The 17944-nt window shown below is 59.5% G+C and carries 19 protein-coding genes; 7 read left to right on the forward strand and 12 right to left on the reverse strand.

Features of this window, described 5'->3' with window-relative positions; all coding sequences use genetic code 11:
• The first annotated feature begins 619 nt into the window (after positions 1 to 619).
• The 5 genes from AC22G1_RS14335 to AC22G1_RS14355 all read left to right on the forward strand — a co-directional run bounded on the left by AC22G1_RS14335 (position 620) and on the right by AC22G1_RS14355 (position 5732).
• On the forward strand, positions 620 to 3373 hold the full coding sequence (locus AC22G1_RS14335; RefSeq protein WP_487313966.1) for a bifunctional diguanylate cyclase/phosphodiesterase: 2754 nt from the start codon (positions 620 to 622) through the stop codon (positions 3371 to 3373).
• Between the two features lie 43 nt (positions 3374 to 3416).
• Complete coding sequence (locus AC22G1_RS14340; RefSeq protein ID WP_487313967.1) at positions 3417 to 3851, forward strand: hypothetical protein; 435 nt, start codon at positions 3417 to 3419, stop codon at positions 3849 to 3851.
• A 102-nt stretch (positions 3852 to 3953) separates the two neighbouring features.
• The gene (locus AC22G1_RS14345) at positions 3954 to 4898 is read left to right on the forward strand and encodes a GlxA family transcriptional regulator (protein ID WP_487313968.1); all 945 of its coding nucleotides are present in this window, start codon (positions 3954 to 3956) and stop codon (positions 4896 to 4898) included.
• Positions 4899 to 5033: 135 nt separating this feature from the next.
• A complete protein-coding gene (locus tag AC22G1_RS14350) occupies positions 5034 to 5324 on the forward strand; it encodes a putative quinol monooxygenase (RefSeq protein WP_487313969.1) in 291 nt (96 codons plus the stop codon).
• A 132-nt stretch (positions 5325 to 5456) separates the two neighbouring features.
• Positions 5457 to 5732, forward strand: a complete 276-nt coding sequence (locus AC22G1_RS14355; RefSeq protein WP_487313970.1) for an Rdx family protein — start codon at positions 5457 to 5459, stop codon at positions 5730 to 5732.
• A gap of 24 nt (positions 5733 to 5756) precedes the next feature.
• Here AC22G1_RS14355 and zigA read toward each other — a convergent pair whose 3' ends face one another.
• The 3 genes from zigA to AC22G1_RS14370 form a co-directional block, all read right to left on the reverse strand.
• Complete coding sequence (gene zigA / locus AC22G1_RS14360; RefSeq protein ID WP_487313971.1) at positions 5757 to 6959, reverse strand: zinc metallochaperone GTPase ZigA; 1203 nt, start codon at positions 6957 to 6959, stop codon at positions 5757 to 5759.
• A gap of 107 nt (positions 6960 to 7066) precedes the next feature.
• The gene (locus tag AC22G1_RS14365; RefSeq protein ID WP_487313972.1) at positions 7067 to 7846 is read right to left on the reverse strand and encodes an SDR family oxidoreductase; all 780 of its coding nucleotides are present in this window, start codon (positions 7844 to 7846) and stop codon (positions 7067 to 7069) included.
• Positions 7843 to 8172, reverse strand: a complete 330-nt coding sequence (locus tag AC22G1_RS14370; RefSeq protein WP_487313973.1) for a nuclear transport factor 2 family protein — start codon at positions 8170 to 8172, stop codon at positions 7843 to 7845. The genes AC22G1_RS14365 and AC22G1_RS14370 overlap by 4 nt, the downstream gene beginning before the upstream one ends.
• Positions 8173 to 8281: 109 nt before the next feature.
• On the opposite strand from AC22G1_RS14370, the gene AC22G1_RS14375 reads away from it, so the two are divergent.
• Positions 8282 to 8596, forward strand: coding sequence for a winged helix-turn-helix transcriptional regulator (locus AC22G1_RS14375; RefSeq protein WP_487313974.1), 315 nt, complete (start codon positions 8282 to 8284; stop codon positions 8594 to 8596).
• 24 nt (positions 8597 to 8620) lie between these two features.
• On the opposite strand, the gene AC22G1_RS14380 is transcribed toward AC22G1_RS14375, so the two are convergent.
• From AC22G1_RS14380 to AC22G1_RS14390, 3 genes are read right to left on the reverse strand one after another with little or no spacing between them, the layout of a single operon-like run.
• Positions 8621 to 9514: an SDR family oxidoreductase gene (locus AC22G1_RS14380; protein ID WP_487313975.1), complete on the reverse strand. Its 894-nt coding sequence runs from the start codon at positions 9512 to 9514 to the stop codon at positions 8621 to 8623.
• A 9-nt stretch (positions 9515 to 9523) separates the two neighbouring features.
• Complete coding sequence (locus AC22G1_RS14385) at positions 9524 to 10039, reverse strand: hypothetical protein (protein WP_487313976.1); 516 nt, start codon at positions 10037 to 10039, stop codon at positions 9524 to 9526.
• Between the two features lie 2 nt (positions 10040 to 10041).
• Positions 10042 to 10779 (reverse strand): SDR family oxidoreductase, encoded by a 738-nt coding sequence (locus AC22G1_RS14390; protein WP_487313977.1) that lies wholly within the window; start codon positions 10777 to 10779, stop codon positions 10042 to 10044.
• 111 nt (positions 10780 to 10890) lie between these two features.
• On the opposite strand from AC22G1_RS14390, the gene AC22G1_RS14395 reads away from it, so the two are divergent.
• Positions 10891 to 11781, forward strand: coding sequence for a LysR family transcriptional regulator (locus tag AC22G1_RS14395; RefSeq protein WP_487313978.1), 891 nt, complete (start codon positions 10891 to 10893; stop codon positions 11779 to 11781).
• A 32-nt stretch (positions 11782 to 11813) separates the two neighbouring features.
• Here AC22G1_RS14395 and AC22G1_RS14400 read toward each other — a convergent pair whose 3' ends face one another.
• The 6 genes from AC22G1_RS14400 to AC22G1_RS14425 all read right to left on the reverse strand — a co-directional run bounded on the left by AC22G1_RS14400 (position 11814) and on the right by AC22G1_RS14425 (position 17937).
• A complete protein-coding gene (locus tag AC22G1_RS14400; RefSeq protein ID WP_487313979.1) occupies positions 11814 to 13970 on the reverse strand; it encodes a TonB-dependent siderophore receptor in 2157 nt (718 codons plus the stop codon).
• Positions 13971 to 14083: 113 nt separating this feature from the next.
• Entirely contained in the window at positions 14084 to 15268 is a 1185-nt protein-coding gene (locus AC22G1_RS14405; protein WP_487313980.1) for a PP2C family protein-serine/threonine phosphatase, read from the reverse strand.
• 8 nt (positions 15269 to 15276) lie between these two features.
• Positions 15277 to 15858, reverse strand: coding sequence for an MlaC/ttg2D family ABC transporter substrate-binding protein (locus AC22G1_RS14410; protein WP_487313981.1), 582 nt, complete (start codon positions 15856 to 15858; stop codon positions 15277 to 15279).
• On the reverse strand, positions 15855 to 16313 hold the full coding sequence (gene mlaD / locus AC22G1_RS14415; RefSeq protein ID WP_487313982.1) for an outer membrane lipid asymmetry maintenance protein MlaD: 459 nt from the start codon (positions 16311 to 16313) through the stop codon (positions 15855 to 15857). Before mlaD ends, AC22G1_RS14410 begins: the two co-directional genes overlap by 4 nt.
• Positions 16314 to 16345: 32 nt before the next feature.
• Entirely contained in the window at positions 16346 to 17140 is a 795-nt protein-coding gene (locus AC22G1_RS14420; protein ID WP_487313983.1) for an MlaE family ABC transporter permease, read from the reverse strand.
• The gene (locus AC22G1_RS14425) at positions 17140 to 17937 is read right to left on the reverse strand and encodes an ABC transporter ATP-binding protein (protein WP_487313984.1); all 798 of its coding nucleotides are present in this window, start codon (positions 17935 to 17937) and stop codon (positions 17140 to 17142) included. Before AC22G1_RS14425 ends, AC22G1_RS14420 begins: the two co-directional genes overlap by 1 nt.
• Between the last annotated feature and the right edge of the window lie 7 nt (positions 17938 to 17944).

Consider the following 17944-nt stretch of genomic DNA (forward strand, 5'->3'; position numbering starts at 1 on the left):
CAGTGCGGGGGATGAAAGAATAGCGCCCAGAGGTTGCGAGCTAATACCAAAAAGAGAAAAAGCAACCTCATACATCGTTATTACCAAGCCGCTTCTTTGCAGATAAAAAATATCCGCCAGATGCACATTTAGATTACCGGGCAGCTATGTAAATTCCATCCATACTTTGGCGCGCTAACATTCATATAAAAGTATGGGCAACCTATACCTTGGTTTGTTTTTACGTTTATCTGGCCTTTGGCCGTCTGAAATCCGTAATTGATGACCGCTATCCATACTTAGGTATAAGAGGTTCAAACCAAGGCGCAACGCCAATCCAGCCTAGGTAGAAGTGTTTTACTCGCCAGCCTTTTCTAGGATCACCCATAACGGAAATCCGTAACGCGATTTCGTCCTTTAAGGTGCTCCTCGGAGGCAACGGCAATGCAACAGGACAACATCAAATCAAGGCAGCGGCCTAAAGTGGGATTTAAAAAGATCCCTGTTGTCTACGCCATGCTCTGGGAGCCTGGTTTTGGCCCTCATCTGCTGACCCTCAAAGCGCCATCCCCCAAAGTCCAGCCCCGGCACAGCTTTCAGCGCCACGGGCTGCAAATAGTGAAAACGCGGAGTGGCAGCCATGAGTGATGACAACGATTTCACCCTGCTGACTACCCCGCCGAGCCCTTACAAAAAACTTTGGCTTGGCTTTAGCGCCATCTTGGTAGTGCTGCTGGCAGGCTTTCTGGTCTCCTCTTATCTACAGACCAAACGCCACACAGAAGCTGAGCTGCAAAACCTGAGCCTGGCTCTGGAATCGCAGCTAGACCAAGGGCTTATCGAGCCAGTCAGGGTCGATTTGGACCGTATCGCCAACCTGTTACCGCCTTCTTTCTTCGCTCAAGGCCACCAACTGGCGGCCGACAAAAAACACCTGACCCAACTGGCCGAACAAATGTCCTTCAGCCGTTACTTTGATGTGCTGAACGACCAGGGGCAGGTGATCTTTCGCTCCCAACCGGCTAACGACATCCCCAGCATCGACAAGCTCTATTCCCCGGCCCTTTTCTTTCGCAAACTGCTCAGCTCCACCAGCACTCCTCAGGCCGTTGTCATTGAGCCAGACCGGGTAAATCAGGTGCTGCACCTGGCGGTGCCGGTCTATGGCAAAGACAAAACCTTCCCCGAGGGCTGGGTCGCCACCAGCTTGTCGTTAAAAGCCATTACCGCGCTCTTTGCCCAGTTGGATATCGGTAAAGATGGCGAGATCTTGCTGCGCCAGCAAAACAGCGGCGACATCCTGCTGCGCCGCCCTGCCCTGCCGGATATCTACCGCCAGTACCCCACTGTGCAGGCCGACCAAAAGCTTATCCATGACGGCAGTGACGGCCTTACCACCATGCCGTCGGTTGTGGACGACCAAAGCCGCCTGTACAGCTACCGCACCCTGCCTAATCTGCCGTTGGTGCTGGAGGTTGGCCTTTCCAGCCGCGATTACCTGGCCCAGTGGCAGGCTTATGCCCTGCTCGCCTGCGCCCTTTGCGCCATTTTGTTCCTGGTACAACACTGGCTGAGCCGCAAATTGCTGATGACCAAACAGCGGGAATGGCAAGCGGTGGAACGCTTTCAAAGTAGCGAAGCACGGGTCAATTACCTGCTCAACGCCGTTGGCCACCCGATCTTTGTGATAGATGGCCAGGGCCGCTGCACCTATTGCAACCTGGCCGGCGCCGCCTTGCTGGGTTTTGAAAACCCCGAGGCCCTGCTCGATAGCCGTATCGACAGCCACTTTATCGACGAGCGCGGCTTCCCTGACAAACTCAGCGAGCAAGTGCTGGCTGCGGTAGGTAAAGGGGAGTATTTCCACTGCGAAGACTGCGCCTTTATCAATGTCGACGGCAAAGTGGTGCCGGTGGAAGTCCGGGCTTACCCCAATACCCAGCAGGCGGATGGCGCCATCCTTACCCTGCAGGACATCTCCGAGCGCCGCCAAAGCGAAGAGCGCATCGCTTTTATGGCTTACCACGACCCGCTGACCGGCCTGCCCAACCGCTGGCAGCTGGGTGAGCAGTTCGACAAGGTGGTGAACGACGCCAATCAGCGTGGCGAAATGGCGGTACTGCTGTATTTCGACCTCGACGGTTTCAAAACCATCAACGACACCCTGGGCCACGAAGTGGGCGACAGGGTATTGCAGGAAGTGGCCAGTCGCCTAAGCAGCATGCGCCCACGCCTGAGCGTGGTAGCCCGCCTCGGCGGCGATGAATACCTGGCCCTGGCCCGGGTACCGGACATTTTCATGCTGCGCGACCTGCTGGACGCCATCTTGGAACATTTTGTCAGCCCGGTGATGGACGGCGATACCCGCCTGGGCGTAACCCCCTCCATTGGCGTGGCCATGTACCCCGAGCACGGCAAGGATTACGACACCTTGCTCAAAGCCGCCGACATGGCCCTTTATGCCGCCAAGGCCGCCGGCCGTAACACTTACGCTTATTACTCGGCAGAGATGGGTGAAGACGGCCTGCGCCGCCTGCAAATTCAAACCGAGCTGCGCCAGGCCTTTGAAAACAACGAGCTTACCCTCTACTACCAACCGCAGTTTGACGTTCAGACCGGCCATATTGTCAGTGCTGAAGCCCTGCTGCGCTGGGAACACCCGGTGGCCGGCGCCATCTCGCCGGCCGAGTTCATCCCGGCCGCGGAAGAGTGCGGCATGATAATTCCCATCAGCCGCTGGGTGTTCAGTGAAGCCTGCAAGCAGGCGGTTATCTGGCAGCGCCTGGGCCTTGGCCGCATCGTCATTGGTGTCAACTGCTCCGGAGTGCATTTCAAGCAAGGGGATCTGGTGGCTGACGTTAAAGCGGCCCTGGACCAATCCGGGCTCGACCCGGCACTGTTAGAGCTGGAGCTGACCGAGTCCATGCTGATTGAAAGCTCCCAACGGGTCACCCAGATCATCGACCAGCTCAAAGCGCTGGGGGTGCAGTTGTCCATCGACGATTTTGGCACCGGCTATTCCAACCTCGCCTACCTCAAGCGCTTTGCCGTCAGCAAACTCAAAATCGACCGCTCGTTTGTCCAGGGGCTGCATCTGACCAAGGACAACGACGCCATCGTGCGCGCCATTATCAACCTGGCCCACAGCTTTAATCTCAAGGTCATCGCCGAAGGGGTTGAGTCGGTCGAAGAACTGCGCCTGTTGCAAGAATACCAATGCGACATTCTCCAGGGCTTTCATTTCTCCCGCCCGCTAAAGCCGCAGCAATTTATTGAATTTGTTGAGAAACACTTAAATGTCCGCCCGGAGCCTCAAGCCACACCGGCAAGGCCCAGGAATCTTTATACCCTGCACCGCCCAAGGCGTGTTCAGGCGTTGCCAGCGTCGTCTTAAACCAGCGCAAGCGGCCTAACTCATCAGCCCAAGGAGCCTTGTCATGACCAACGTCAACGTGCTCAAGCCCAGATTAAAAGGCGCGGCCAGCCTTATCGGCCATGGCCTGGCGATGCCGCTGGTGGGTATCGGCCGGCTGGGGCTGCTGGTCTGTGGCCTGGCACTGGTAGACATCGCCCTGCTGGCACTCTTTGTCACCAGCCTGCTGGGGATATTTGCCCTGCCGCTACTGGGGCTGCTGAGCCGCCCGCGCCGGGGCCGGATGGGCAGAAGAATGGCAAGGCAGCTGCGCACCGCAGCCGCCACTTTGACCGCCGCACTGCTGGTTGGCGGCCTGTTTCTCACCAATGCGCTGGCCGGGGCCCTATACCCCAGCGGGCGCGGTTCATTGGCGGCGCGGCGCTCAGGTATGTGCCTGGTGCTGGCTGCCTTTTACATCTGGCTGACCCTGGTGCACCACCCCAAGGCACGCAGCTAGCTATTGCCGGGGGCTCCCGGCCAGAAACGGCTTTCATGGTCGCAACCGGCCAGAAAGTGAGGCTAAGCCCGGCAAGCCGGGCCCGGAAAAATCGAGGACGTTATGCACAAGGTCGGCTTTTTGTTGGAAGAGGGTTTTCAAGTCATGGCACTGTCTACCCAGGCGGTCTTCGAGTCCGCCAACCTCACCTTTGGAGAGAAGTTCTACCAGGTGGAAAACTACTCCATGAGCGGCGGCGACATTCGCTCTTCCCTTGGGATGGTGGTACAAACCCGCGCCGTGGATGAACACAGCACGGCCGACACCTGGATAGTGGGCGGCGTCAACGACCCCATGGCCGCCCCGGCCAGCCAGGCCAAAAAACGCTTTTTACAAAATGCCGCCTTCCATGCCAAGCGCATGGCCGCCATTTGCTCCGGCGCCTTTTATCTGGCTGAAGCCGGCCTCCTTGCCAATAAAACCGCCACCACCCACTGGGCCCTGGCTGGCGACATGCAGCAGCGCTTTAGCGATGTCCATATCGACGCCAACCGCATCTATGTGGCCGATGGCAATATCTGGACTTCTGCCGGCATGACCGCAGGCCTGGATCTGGCGCTGGCCATGGTCGAGCAGGACCTTGGCAGCGAAGTGGCCCGCTCTGTGGCCCACAAACTGGTGATGAGCCAAAAACGCTCCGGCGGCCAAAGCCAGCATTCCGAGATGGTGGACCTTTCCCCCAAATCCAGCCGCATCCAAAACGCCCTGGAATACGCCCGGCGTAACCTCAAAGGCAGCCTGACCGTTGACGATCTGGCCGCCGCCGTACACCTGAGCCCCCGCCAATTCAGCCGGGTGTTTCGTCAGGAAACCGGCCATACCCCGGCCAAGGCCGTAGAAGGTATGCGCCTGGAAGCGGCGCGCCTGCTAATAGAACAAAGCCGCCAGACCCTGGACGTGATAGCCAAAGAAACCGGCTTTCGCGACCGCCGCCACATGCGCGAAGTCTTTATCCGCGGCTTTGGCATTCCGCCACAGATCCTGCGCCAAGGGGCGCGGCTCGGCTAAAGCCAGCCTTTGACTTTCGCTTTTTGCACGAAAGTCTTTCCCAGCGCCAGGGCTTTTTGGCAAAGGCTAACCGGCGCACCCTGACACCGGCCCTCAAGCGAGGCAGCCGGTGTTTTTTAATCAGGAGAAGCAGTGATGCATGAAGAACTGGCGGTGGTTGCCACCATAGTTGCCGAGCAAGGCTTTGAAGCCGAGGTACTGGCAGCCCTCAAAGCGGTAGAACTCACCACCCAAAACGAAGATGGCTGCCTTTACTACCACCTTTATCGCGACAGCGCCGACAGCACCCGGCTGGTGATGCTGGAGCGATGGCGCGACCAAGCCGCCCTCGATGCCCATATCGCCGCCGCCCCCTTCCAGGCCCTGGCCAAAGCGTTAGAGGGTAAAGCGCAGCTACAAGTAACCACCTTGAGTAGGGAGCTTTAATGCGCCAAAGGCCCGGCTCTAACGACCGTCATCAAAAAGGAGGCAAATGCCTCCTTTTTATTACCGCTGCCTCTTGCCCCTTACCTGCCGCCCACCAAGCTGCTATAAAGCCGCTTTAAGCCGGGAGCCGCCATGAGCAAAGCCACCCTCGACATCTATTACTGCCGCCAATGCAACTGGATGCTGCGCGCCGCCTGGATGGCCCAGGAACTGCTGAGCACCTTCAGCGACGACATCGCCAGCCTGACCCTACACCCGGACACCGGCGGGCGCTTTGAAATTCACTGCAACGGCCAATTGATTTGGGAGCGAAAACGCGACGGCGGCTTCCCCGAGGCCAAAGTGCTCAAGCAAAAGGTGCGCGATGTGATAGCCCCAGACCGGGATATGGGCCATATCGACAAGTAAAGGCCGCCCGTGGGCGGCGTTTTTTTATTCCCAGGCCGGGAAGGGGTCGCTCAGGGTCTGCCAGTATTCGCGGCCAGCCAGCAGGGCTTCATCGTCCAGCAGGCAGCCGTCGAGGGCCGCGCGAATGGCGGCCTCATCGAGGTTTTGGCCGATAAACACCAGCTCCTGGCGCATGTCGCCAAAGGGCTCTTGCCAATGCTCGGCAATAAAGGCCAGGGAGTCTTCATCGGTAGGCCAGCTGTCTTTTGGCACCGCCTTCCAAAAAAGACCGGCAAAGCCGTATTGGGCCACGCCGCCGGCTTGGCTCCATTGCCCGGCAAATTGTGGGCGGGTGGCGAGCCAAAAATAACCTTTGGAGCGGATCAGGCGGCCGGCGAAATCGCTATGGTGCAGGAAATTGAAAAACCGCTCGGGGTCAAAGGGCCGCCGGGCCCGGTACACGAAACTGCTGATGCCGTATTCTTCGGTTTCCGGGATGTGCTCGCCGCGCAGCTCCTTTAGCCAGCCCGGCGCCTGGGCCGCCTTATCAAAGCTAAATAGCCCGGTGCCCAGCACCTCGTCGAGCGCCACATTGCCTTGGCTTATCGGCACCATTTTCGCTTCACTATTAAGGCCCCGCAGTACCCCTTTGAGTTCTTCAAGCCGCTCTTGGCTGACCAGGTCGGTTTTGCTTATCAGCAGCACATCGCAAAACTCCACCTGATCGGTGAGCAAGTCGGCCACGTTACGCTGGTCTTCTTCGCCCAGGCTCTCCCCTGCCTCTTTGAGGCTGCGGCCCTTTTCAAATTCATCCAAGAAGTTGACCGCGTCCACCACCGTGACCAGGGTATCGAGGCGGGCCACATCAGAGAGGCTCACTCCGTCTTCGTCGGCAAAGGTGAAGGTCTCGGCCACCGGCAGCGGCTCGGAGATGCCGGTGGACTCAATCACCAAGTAATCAAAGCGGCCCTCTTTGGCCAGACGCGTCACTTCCAGAAGCAAGTCTTCACGCAAGGTGCAGCAGATACAGCCGTTACTCATCTCCACCAGCTTTTCTTCACTGCGGTTAAGGGTCACTTCCTGGTTGACCAGGGCCGCGTCGATGTTCACTTCGCTCATGTCGTTGACGATCACCGCCACTTTGAGGCCATGGCGGTGGTTGAGAATATGGTTGAGCACCGTGGTTTTACCGGCGCCCAAAAAGCCGGACAGCACGGTGACCGGCAGGCGTGTATCGGGAAGGGTCATCAATCAGCCTTGTTATAACATCACAAAATCCAGGTTGTTATAACATAGCAAATCGCATTTGCACCAGCGCCCAAAAAGAAAAGCCGCCACCAAGGCGGCCTTTGCCGTCAGGCGGTAGGAATGGTGCCGCCGTCGATAACAAACTCGCTGCCGCTGATGGCGCTCGCCCTTTGCGAGATCAAAAACACGATAAGGTCGGCCACTTCATCCGGCCTTGCCGGCCTGCCAAGAGGGATGCCGCCCAGCGCATCCATCACGCTTTGGCGGGCCGCCTCCAGGCTGCAACCGTTGCTGGCGGCGATGCGCTCGGTCAGGGCCTTGGCGTTTTGGGTATCAATCCAGCCCGGCGACACCCGCACCACCCTCACCCCGTGCGGGGTCACTTCCTTGGCTAGGCTCTTGCTGTAAGTGGACAAAGCCGCCTTGGCCGCCGCGTAGGCGGTGGTGGACTCGGGCAGCGGCAGGCTGCGCTGAATGGAGGTGACATGGAGCACCACCCCCTGGCCTCTGGCCACCATGGCCGGCACCAGGGCCCGGTCAAGGCGCACTGCCGGCATCAGGTTAAGGGCCAGTTCCTGTTGCCAGATGTCGTCAGTCAAGGCCTTGAAGCCACCGCCCGGCGCCTTGGAGCCGCCTACCAGGTGAATAATGGCGTCCAGCGGCCCGGCGCCAATGACCTGCTGCTCCACCGCTTGGCAGCCCTCGGCTGTGCTGACATCGGCGGCCATGTAGCGCACCCCGTCACCGCTTTGCTCCGGCACCGTACGGGCCACCGCCGTAACCTTGGCGCCAGCCGCCACCAGGGCGCGAACCACGGCGCTGCCGACATCGCGGGTGCCCCCCGTGACCAGCACTTCTTTACCAGCCAATTCCAAGGCAAAGCTCATGGTGCTATCTCCAGGTGATCAATCTGGTCGCCGGCCAGGCCAAAGCGGTAACGCAGCACGATGGGGCTGCCGGGAAAGTTGCCGGTGAGCCGGGCTGTGACCAGCACAAAGTCCCCCTCTTGGGTAAACGAGAGCGGCTCGGCGCGGTATTGGTAAGCCTGGCGAGTATGGATAACCCAATTAAGGATCTCGGCTTTTCCTCGACGCCACTGGCCTTCGTCTTTAACCTTGGCGGTGTCGCTAAAGCAGTCGGCAATGCCGGCATGATCCTCGGAATTCCCCAACTCGAAGTAGCGTCCCAGGGGCTGGGGCAGTTGCAGAGTCATAAGCGCTGTCCGTTGGTGATAAATGGCCCAGCCAATATAGGAACTAACAAACCAAATGAACAGTACTGACAAAAAGGTAAGTTACTCACCCACTGGTAGGATAGAGGACGTGACACCGGACGCCGCGGCCTCGGGCACCGAGTCGGTGCTTAGGCTGCTGGAGGGGCGCTGGAAGCTCATCATCATCTTTCATTTGTTCGACAAAACCGTGCTGCGCTTTTCCGATCTGGACAGGGCGATACCGGGCGTGTCGCAAAAAATGCTGATTCAGCAGCTAAAAGAGCTCGAACGTGACGGCATCGTCGAGCGAAAAGCCTACCCGGTGGTGCCGCCCAAGGTCGAATACCGGCTGACGCCTTGGGGCCAGGGCATGTGCCCGGCCCTTGATGCCCTGCTTGAATGGGGCGCGCAAAAACCCCAATAAGGCGGCGCGGGGCCGCCGTTGGTTTCAGCGTTTAGGGCTCAGCAGATCGGTTAACTTCATGGCCTGGTAAATCTCGCGGCGCATCCGGTCGGCCACCATATTCACCACTTCGGCGCCGTCCTGGCTTGGGTCAACATGCACCCGAAACGGCCGGCTGCCATGGGGCATCCCCACCACGTCCACCAATTTGCGCGCCACCTCGGCCGGGTCGGCATCGGCCGGCTCCAAAGCCGCCAGGCCGGCAAGGGCCTGCTCCGCTACACCACGGTATGGGCCTTGCAGATAGGCCGCTTCCACCTCGGCATCGGCCGGTTTCCCGGAATGGGCAAAGTGGTTGGTGCCCTTGGTAAAGGCGCCGGGCACCATGATGGTGCTCTCGATGCCAAAGCGGCTCAGCTCGGCGGCGTAGGAGACCGCCAGGGCGTCCATGGCCGCCTTGGCGGCAAAATAAGGGGCCAAGAACGGCGGGGTGCCGCCCCGGGTGGAAGACGAGCCCACCCACAGCACCAGTCCTTTACCCTGGCGGCGAAGGTGCGGCAGGGCGGCGCGGTTAAGGCGCTGGGTGCCAAGCACGTTGACATCATACTGGGCCGCCAACTGCTCGGGGGTGAAGGCCTCGGCCGGCCCGAACACCATATGCCCGGCGTTATGAACAATCACGTCCAGCCGTCCGCTCTCGGCCAATACCTGCTGCACCGCCTGCGCTACCGACTCTTCATCCTGCACGTCCAGCTCGACTGTGCGAAGGTCCTGGCCACGCTCGGCTGACCAGTCCGCCAGCTCAGACGCCAGTGTGGCGTTGCGGCCATGAAGCTGGCGCATGGAGGCATAAACGGTGTGGCCGGCTTCGGCCAGGGCTTTGGCGCTCATCAGGCCAAAACCTGAAGAGGCGCCGGTGATCAAAATGATCTGTGACATGGTTGACTCCTAGCGGCCCTCAAGGGCCGTATCAAAAAGGGGGGTGTAAAAATCGCGCCCGGCCTGCAACTGGCTGTCAAAGGCAAAGCCGCTTGCCAGCATCGCGTTCATATCGCTTGCCAAAATGCGCATCACATAGCTGCCGGTGGTGGTGATAAGGGCGCAATCCTGGCCTTTGGCCAGCGCCGGGTTAAACCACTTGCCGGGGGCGCCATGGCCGCTGGGGTAATGGCGCTCACCGCAAACCAGCTCCCAACCACCGTCCAGCAGCACCCAGTAGTCAGGGGCGCTGGCGCTGCGGGCAATAACGGCCCCGGCCTCGGCATGCCACTCGGCGCTGTGCTCAATCACCCAGCGCAGCTGGTGGGTGCTAAGGGCCGTGAAAAACGGCGTGTGGCGCAGCAAGTGCAGGTAAGTGGTGGAAGGGGTCATGGTCTTTTTCCCGTCGGCGTCCAAGGCGGTTGCCCCCTGGCAAGCGCCAAGGGCCAAGCCCAAAAGCAGCGCCAGGGGCTTAAAGGGCGTCATGCTCAGGCCACGCCGCCGTTGGCGCGCAGCACCTGGCCATTCACCCAGCCGCCATCGGGGCTGGCCAAAAAGGCCACCACTGCGGCGATATCCTCGGGCTGGCCCAGGCGCTCCAGCGGCGGCATCTTGGCAAATTGGCCAATCAGCTCATCGCTTTTCCCTTCGAGGAACAGCTCGGTTTCCACCGGGCCGGGCGCCACTGCGTTGACGGTAATGGCGCGGCCACGCAGCTCTTTGGCAAACACCTGGGTGAAGGCTTCCACCGCAGCCTTGGTGCCGTTATAGATGGCGTAACCGGGCATTTTCAGCGCCAAGGTGGTGCTGGAGAGGTTGATGATGCGCCCACCGTCGTTAAGGCGCGTGTGCGCCTCGCGCAGGGTGTTGAACACCCCCTGGGTGTTGATGGCGAAGTACTGCTGGTAGAGGGCGTCAGAGACCTGGGCCAGGGGCTGAACCTTTAAGATACCGGCGTTGTTGACCAGCACATCCACCTTGCCAAGGTGCTGCTCTACAGCGCTGAACATGGCGCTCACCTCACCGGCGTCGGCCACGTTGGCCTGCACGGCAAACGCCTTGTGGCCCTGAGCTTCAAGGCTTGCCACCAGCGCCTTGGCAGCATCAGCGCCGCTGGCGTAGTTGATGGCAACGGCAAAACCGTCTTTGGCCAGGCGAGTGGCGATACTGGCACCAATGCCACGGGAGCTGCCGGTAACCAGCGCGACTTTTTGTTGAGTAGACATAACCTTTTCCTCTCGTGTTGTTTGACGAGAACGAGGTTATGCCTTTCACCTCACAAGATAATTACCCTATATTGGCCATCATAATTCCATTTACTTTAACTATTAGGCGCCATGGATCGATTCCAGGAAATGCAGGTGTTCGTGCGCATCGCCCAAAGCGGCAGCTTCTCCAAGGCCAGCGAGGATTTGCTGATCCCAAGGGCGACGGTGTCCAACCTCATCAAACGCCTTGAGGGGCGGCTGGGAGTGCGGCTTTTGGAACGCACCACCCGCCAGGTGCGGCTCACCCAAGAAGGCAAAGGCTATTACCGGCGAGCCATGCGCATCCTTGCCGACCTCGAAGAAGCCGACACCGCCTTTCGCGGCGCCCCGCCCAAGGGGCTGCTGCGGGTCAACCTGCAAGGCACCCTGGCCAAGTTTTTCGTGTTGCCGGCCCTTGCTGATTTTGTGGCCCGTTACCCCGATATCACCTTGCAGCTGGGCGAGGACGATCGCTTGGTGGATCTGGTGCGCGAAGGCATCGATTGCGTGCTGCGCGCCGGCCCCTTGCGAGATTCCTCCCTGGTGGCCAAACCCCTGGCCCAGATGCGCCAGGTTACGGTAGCAAGCCCGGGTTACCTGGCCCGTTTTGGCACGCCGAGGAGCCTTGAAGATTTGGCCGGGCACCAGGCGGTGGCCTATATCGCCAGCACCACCGGCGTGGACGCCAGCCTCGATTTCACCGTCGATGGCGAGCTTAACAACATCAATTTGGACACGGTGGTGTCGGTAAACGGCGCCGACATGTACACCGGCGCCGCCCTCGGCGGCCTGGGGCTGATACAGGTGCCGCGCTATCGCATCGAGCGTGAGCTTCAAGAAGGCGCGTTGGTGGAAGTGCTGGCCGCCTTTGCCCCACCGGCCATGCCGGTGTCGGCGCTGTACCCGCAAAATCGCCAGCTCTCGCCCAGGGTGAGGGTGTTTGTTGATTGGCTGGCCGAGCGCTTTAGCCAGGCCCAGTGACCAAAACGCCAGCCCGAAGGCTGGCGTTTTCTTTAGAAGTGATAACTCACGCCCAGGGTGACATCCCGTGGCTTGCCGTAGCGGTAGAAGCTGTAGGCCGGGGTGCTGGCGGTCATGTAGTTGTAGTAGGTCTTGTCGAACAGGTTATCGACATTGAGCTGCAAACTGAGGTTATCGGCCAGCTCATAACGGGCCATCAGGTTGACCAGCGCATACGCGCCCTGCTCCAGGCGAAGGTCGGTGCCCTGGGAGTAACTCTCGCTTTGCCAGTTAACCCCGCCGCCAACCGTCAGCGCCGGCAAGGCATCGACAAAGCGGTAGGTGGTAAAGAGTTTGAGCTGCTTGCGGGGGCTGGTGGTGGCCACCCTGGCGCCGCTGGCGTCTTCGGCATGAAACTGCGAGTAACCGGCCGAAAGGTTCCAGCCTTCTACCGGCTGGCCCACCACTTCCACTTCAAAGCCCTTGCTCTCGGAGCCCTTGGCGCCGTAGTAAGCCTTGCTTTGCTGGGCGTTGCCTTCAAAGGTGGGGTCGAGGGTGGCGAGGTTGTCCTGATCGGTCTTAAAGAGCGCCAGCGAGGTGTGCAGGCGGTCATTCAAGAAGGTGCTTTTCAGGCCCAGCTCATAGCTTTTACCGGTAACGGGGTCCAAGTATTGGCCGCTGGCGTCCTTGTAGTTTTGCGGATTGAAGATCTCGGTGTAGCTGGCATAAAGGCGGTGCTGGGCGGTGACATCATAAAGCGCGCCGGCGTAGGGAATAAAGACGCCGTCATCGCCAAAATCGGTGGCAGTGCCATAGCTGATACCGCTTCGCTTCCAACTGGACACCCGGCCACCGGCGATAAGCTTGAAGCGGTCACTAACCGACAAGCGCGTGGCGGCAAAGGCGCCTTTTTGGCGGGTGTCGATATCCTGAACCCGCGCGCTCTGGCTCTGCCACTGGGGCTCGGTAAGGCTACCCCACTGGTAAAAATTGGGCACCGGCACGCTGTCGTAGCCGCTGCTCATGTCGCCGCCTATGGGGTCGAAGGTGTCGGCAGTGGCATCCTGGGTGCTGTAAAGGGCGCCCATTACAAACTCGTGCTGGCGCGAGAACAGGCTGTAATCCCCTTTGAGCTGCAGATCAAAGCTGTCTTGGTTACTTTCCCCTTCACTGCGATAACGCTGGGCACCGAGGCCGGCGCCGGTGTCTTGGTCCAACAGGCCTGAGACATACAGCAGCTTGGTTTTGCTGGTGTATTCCATGCGGTTGTAGTTGGCCACCAATTGCCAGCCGTTGCCAAAGCTGTGGTTGAGGTTGGCAAAGTAGTTCTTGTTGGTGGTTTCCCAGCGATTCCAACCGGAGGCAGTGGTTTTGGAGCGGCTCCAATGGGTTTGCGTGCCGTCGGCAAAAAAGGCCGGCAGCGCGCCCCAGGTGGCGCCTTTAGGGTCGCTGTGCTGGTAGCTGGCGCCAAGGCGCAGCAGAGTGTCGGCGCTCAGGTCGGTATCCACCACGCCGTAAAGCACCTGTTTGCGGTCTTGGTAGTTGTCCCAATAGGAGTCGCCGTCCACCACCTTGGCCACCAGCCTGCCCCGCACCGAGCCACTGGCATTGAGCTTGTTGGCCACATCGGCAGTCACCCGCTTGGTGTCCCAGCGCCCGGCCGCTACGTCCAGATAACCGGTAAGGCTGGTGCTGTCGGCATGCTTTCGCACCAGGTTGATGGAGGCAGAAGGGTCGCCGGCGCCGGTCAGCAAACCGGTGGCGCCGCGCACAAACTCCACCCGCTCGTACAAGGACACGTCAGCCATGGTTTCCCCGGCGTCACCGGCCAGGCTCCATGACAGCGGCACGCCGTCAATCTGGTAGTTGGTTATCTCAAAACCCCGGGCCTGGAAGCTGTTACGCACGTTGTCGTACTGCTCGGCCGAGAGGCCGGTGGCGTTGAGCACGGTATCCAGTACGGTATTGAGGTTCTGATCGCGGATGCGGTCTTTGGTGATCACCGTTACCGACTGCGGGGTCTCGCGAAGGGTCAACCCAAGGCCGGTGGCGGTGTCTATCACTTCGCTGACGGTGTAATTGCCGGTGACGGTTATCTTCTCAACATCGGCGTTTTTGTCCGCCTTTTGCTCGGCGATAGCCTGGGGGCTTAGCAGGCCGGCAATCACGGCGGCCAGTGGCAACATCTTGAAGGTAGGCGATGGGTTCATAACGGCTCTCCCTGTTTAATTGCAGGGAAGGCTAACGGTTATGATAACCATTATCAATTAACAAATCGTTCAGGCGACGGGATCCAAAGATGATCCGCCGCCTTTGGGCAATGTTAACCGGTGAACTGGATGGCGCACATGGTCATGTCATCCTGGAACTGCCCGCACTGGCAGAACAGCTGCAACTGGTTTTCCACGTGGGCAATAAGCTGCCGGGGGTGGGGGTGGCTTTCCAGCAAGGCCTTTTCCAGGCGCTCGAAACCGAAAAACTCCTGCTGAGGGTTTTTGGTTTCAATCACCACGTCGGTGTAGATAAAGAGGATATCGCCAGGCTCGATGCCGTGGGCATGAGACTGCCACTCGTAATCGCGCAGCACGCCAATAGGAATGCCGCCCTGGTCGAGGGTGATCAAGCGGTCGCCCCGGCGCAAATAGGCGTGGGGGTGGCCGGCATTGGCGTAGAAAATGGCCTTTTTTTCCGGGCGATAACGGATGAGGTTGGCGGTCAGCAGCGAGCCCCGCTCCTTGCGGGTAAAAAAGTGCCGGTTGATGTAATTGAGCACTTCCGACGGCGCCGTCTCGGCTTCGGTGGGTTTGTAGGTGCGAAGGATGGCGTCCACCATGGCCGACTCTACTGCGGCGCTGGGGCCGTGGCCGGTGGCATCGGCGATGATCACCCCCATCTGGTGGGGATGGTCGGTCATGTTCTGGTCAGATTCGAGGTTGACGATATCGAGATAATCCCCCCCTGCACCTCGCAGCGCCCGGTACACAAAAGCAATCTCGGTACCGGGAATTTTAAGGCCGGGGTCCGGCAGCATCAGCTGCTGCAGGCGGCTCATCTCTTCTCTTGCGTGCTCGCTGAGCTGGCGATGCTCGGCCAGCTCTTTGCGGGCCACTTGCAGAGCCTGGCGGGTCAGCGCCCAACCCAGGAACAAAAAGATTTGTTCAATCTCGCCTTGAGAAAGCTGCCCTGCCGGGTCGAGCAACAAAAGCCAGCGGTGATGGGGCTGCTCCGGCAGCGGCACAACCCAAGTCAGCACTTCACTTAACGGGCTAATGCCTTGGGCAAAGGCACTGGGCTGCTCAAGGGCGGCAAGTTCAATCAAGGTGTCGCGGCTGAGCCGGGTGGCGTTGGCGCTCATCAGGCTGCCGTCGGCAGCCAACGGGTGCCAGCAGGGCCCCTCGATGGAGTTTTCAAGCAGCAATGCGCTAACGCCGCTACCGGCGGCACTGACAACACGGCTCCAGGGGTTCTCCCCGGAGCCGGACTGAGTAAGACAGGACAAGTTGGCCATCAATCGACTTATTTAGTGCCTTCGGCAAGTTTGGCTTTAAGTGTAGCGATCAAACCGTCCACACCCTTGGTGCGCAAAATACCTTGGTATTCGCTGCTAAAAGAGCGCACCACCGAGATACCTTCGGCCGAGAAGTCGTAAAGCTTCCATTGGTCGTTACGCAGCAGCAGCTGGTAAGTCACCGGGATGTCTTTGCCTTGGGAGAGCACAATGGACTCAACGGTGGCGTAGCGCTTGCGCTCGATGTCTTCGCTTTTGAAGGTCACCGCTTCGTTGGTGTAGTTTTGCAGCAGCGTGTAATAGGTGTTGGTCAGCACCTGCTGGAACACGCCCATGAAAGCTTTTTTCTGCTCGTCGCTGGCCTGGCGCCAGTACAGGGCCAGTACCCGCTGGGAGCAGGCCTGCAGGTCAACGTATTTGCCGATCACCTGCTCCAAAGCCGCCTTGCGCTGGGCTTCGGGCTCTGCTTTGTTCTGGGCGATTTTCAGGATCTCGCCCACCGCTTCCTTGGCCACCTCGGTGGGGGTTTCGGCGGCGCTGGCCAGCCAGCTGAAACTGGCGAAAAACAGAAACGCGATAAGCTTCTTCATGATTTGTTCCCGTTGCTGCTGAACATGTATTTGCTGATCAGCTCTTCAAGGCTGATGGAGGGTTCGGTTTCGACGATTTCCTCACCGTTGGTGAGATTCACATCGGAGCCGCCGGGGGCGATTTTGACAAAACGGTCGCCGATGATACCGGCTGTGCGGATGGAGGCAACCGAATCTTCTGGCACTTCCACTTCATCTTCCAGCGACAGGGTAACCACGGACTCGAACTTTTTGGGGTCAAAAACAATCCGTTTCACAACGCCAACCCTGACCCCGGCTGCTTCCACAAAGGCGCCTTCCTTCAAACCGGAGGAGCTTTGAAAGCGGGCCACCAGATCATAGTGGCCTGCATTGGATACCGCTGCCCCGCCAATGTTGATCGACATATACAGCAGCAGGGCGGCACCAGCGACCACAAACAGCCCCACGATAAAGTTCACACCGATATTCTTCATGTCGTCTTCCAATTAACTTGTTGATTACTAAGCTAGAGCAGCAAGGAGCTGATCACGTAGTCGCTGATCAGCATCAAAATGGCACTGAGCACCACGGCATGGGTGGTGGCCCGGCTGACACCGGCGGCGCCGGCCTGTTCCCGGTCAAGGTGCAGGTAGTAGCCGTACACCAAAGGCACCCACATCACCACCAGGCCGAACACCAGGGATTTGACCTGCCCCATCATCACGTCGTGCAGGTTAACGGTGTCGAAAATGCCCTGGATATAGGCCCCTTCGCTTTCGCCGTGGATGATAACGCCGACGATATAACCGCCCGCTATCCCCACCATGTCGAACACCGCCGTTAGGATAGGCACTGCCACAATGGAGGCCAGCAGCCTTGGCAGCATCACGTAGCGGTAGCTGTCGATAGCCATGCAGTCGAGGGCGTCAAACTGCTGCTCGTTGCGCATAATGCCAATCTCGGCGCAGGTGGCGGAGCTGACCCGGGCTATGACCATCAGCGCCGTCATCACCGGCCCCAGCTCGCGGATAAGGCTAAGGGCCACCGCCGAACCAAGCAGGTCTACCGAGCCAAAACGCACCAGGGTGTCGTAGAACTGCAGCGCCACCACCATGCCGGTAAAGAGCGACGACACCAGCAGTACCGGCAAGGAGCGCACCCCCACAAAGAGGATTTGCTTCACTATCTCTTGAAACGGCGGCACGGCGCTAAACAGGCTGGCCAGGGTTTTAACTAAAAACACCATGCCAAGCCCTACCCCGCCGACAATGCTGCGGGTGCGAGCCCCTACCGCGTTAATGCCTCTAATCACCATCAACATCAGCGTTTCTCCCCGGTCAGCAGCCGTTGCAGGTAGGCGTCGGCGTCCACCGGCTCATGGCGCGGGCGGCGGTTAATCAGGTTTTGAATGCGGATATCCGGCGACTGTTTTATCTCGTCTACCGTGCCGATTTGCGCCACTTTGCCGTCAAACAGCACCATGATCCGGTCGGCGATTTTAAAGGCGCTTTCCAACTCGTGGGTGACGATGACCATGGTCATGTTCATGGCGGCGCGCAGCTTGAGGATAAGCTCGTCAAGCTCCACCGAGGTAACAGGGTCAAGCCCGGCCGAGGGCTCGTCAAAGAACAGGATTTTCGGGTCCATGACAACGGCCCGGGCCAGCCCTGCCCTTTTGAGCATGCCGCCGGACAGCTCGGCAGGCATCAGGTTCTCAAAACCGGCCAGGTTCATCAGCTCAAGCTTGAGGCGCATCATGATATCGATGGTGTTTTTATCAAGCTTGGTGTTTTGCTCCAGCGGCAGGCGCACGTTCTCGCCCACAGTAAGGGAGCTCAACAGCGCCCCGCCCTGAAAGGCCACCCCCATCTTGCGGCGAAGGTCTTTTAACTCGCGGGCCGAGGCGCGGTCTACATCCAGGCCGTCTATCAATACCTGGCCGGAGCTGGGCATCTGCAAGGCCAACAGGTGCTTTAGCAGGGTACTTTTCCCCGAACCCGAAGCGCCCATGATCACCATGATCTCCCCGGGTTTGACCTCCAGGTTGACGTCAAACAGCACCTGGCGCGGGCCATAGAAGCCGTTTAGCTGCCGAACCGAGATAACAGAATCACTCATAAGGGCG

Source organism: Gallaecimonas zhanjiangensis (assembly GCF_057624825.1).

Coding starts and splice junctions, on each gene's coding strand:
- AC22G1_RS14335 (WP_487313966.1), top strand. CDS start 620: ATGAGTGATGACAACGATTTCACCCTGCTGACTACCCCGCCGAGCCCT.
- AC22G1_RS14340 (WP_487313967.1), top strand. CDS start 3,417: ATGACCAACGTCAACGTGCTCAAGCCCAGATTAAAAGGCGCGGCCAGC.
- AC22G1_RS14345 (WP_487313968.1), top strand. CDS start 3,954: ATGCACAAGGTCGGCTTTTTGTTGGAAGAGGGTTTTCAAGTCATGGCA.
- AC22G1_RS14350 (WP_487313969.1), top strand. CDS start 5,034: ATGCATGAAGAACTGGCGGTGGTTGCCACCATAGTTGCCGAGCAAGGC.
- AC22G1_RS14355 (WP_487313970.1), top strand. CDS start 5,457: ATGAGCAAAGCCACCCTCGACATCTATTACTGCCGCCAATGCAACTGG.
- zigA (WP_487313971.1), bottom strand. CDS start 6,959: ATGACCCTTCCCGATACACGCCTGCCGGTCACCGTGCTGTCCGGCTTT.
- AC22G1_RS14365 (WP_487313972.1), bottom strand. CDS start 7,846: ATGAGCTTTGCCTTGGAATTGGCTGGTAAAGAAGTGCTGGTCACGGGG.
- AC22G1_RS14370 (WP_487313973.1), bottom strand. CDS start 8,172: ATGACTCTGCAACTGCCCCAGCCCCTGGGACGCTACTTCGAGTTGGGG.
- AC22G1_RS14380 (WP_487313975.1), bottom strand. CDS start 9,514: ATGTCACAGATCATTTTGATCACCGGCGCCTCTTCAGGTTTTGGCCTG.
- AC22G1_RS14385 (WP_487313976.1), bottom strand. CDS start 10,039: ATGACGCCCTTTAAGCCCCTGGCGCTGCTTTTGGGCTTGGCCCTTGGC.
- AC22G1_RS14390 (WP_487313977.1), bottom strand. CDS start 10,779: ATGTCTACTCAACAAAAAGTCGCGCTGGTTACCGGCAGCTCCCGTGGC.
- AC22G1_RS14395 (WP_487313978.1), top strand. CDS start 10,891: ATGGATCGATTCCAGGAAATGCAGGTGTTCGTGCGCATCGCCCAAAGC.
- AC22G1_RS14400 (WP_487313979.1), bottom strand. CDS start 13,970: ATGAACCCATCGCCTACCTTCAAGATGTTGCCACTGGCCGCCGTGATT.
- AC22G1_RS14405 (WP_487313980.1), bottom strand. CDS start 15,268: ATGGCCAACTTGTCCTGTCTTACTCAGTCCGGCTCCGGGGAGAACCCC.
- AC22G1_RS14410 (WP_487313981.1), bottom strand. CDS start 15,858: ATGAAGAAGCTTATCGCGTTTCTGTTTTTCGCCAGTTTCAGCTGGCTG.
- mlaD (WP_487313982.1), bottom strand. CDS start 16,313: ATGAAGAATATCGGTGTGAACTTTATCGTGGGGCTGTTTGTGGTCGCT.
- AC22G1_RS14420 (WP_487313983.1), bottom strand. CDS start 17,140: ATGTTGATGGTGATTAGAGGCATTAACGCGGTAGGGGCTCGCACCCGC.
- AC22G1_RS14425 (WP_487313984.1), bottom strand. CDS start 17,937: ATGAGTGATTCTGTTATCTCGGTTCGGCAGCTAAACGGCTTCTATGGC.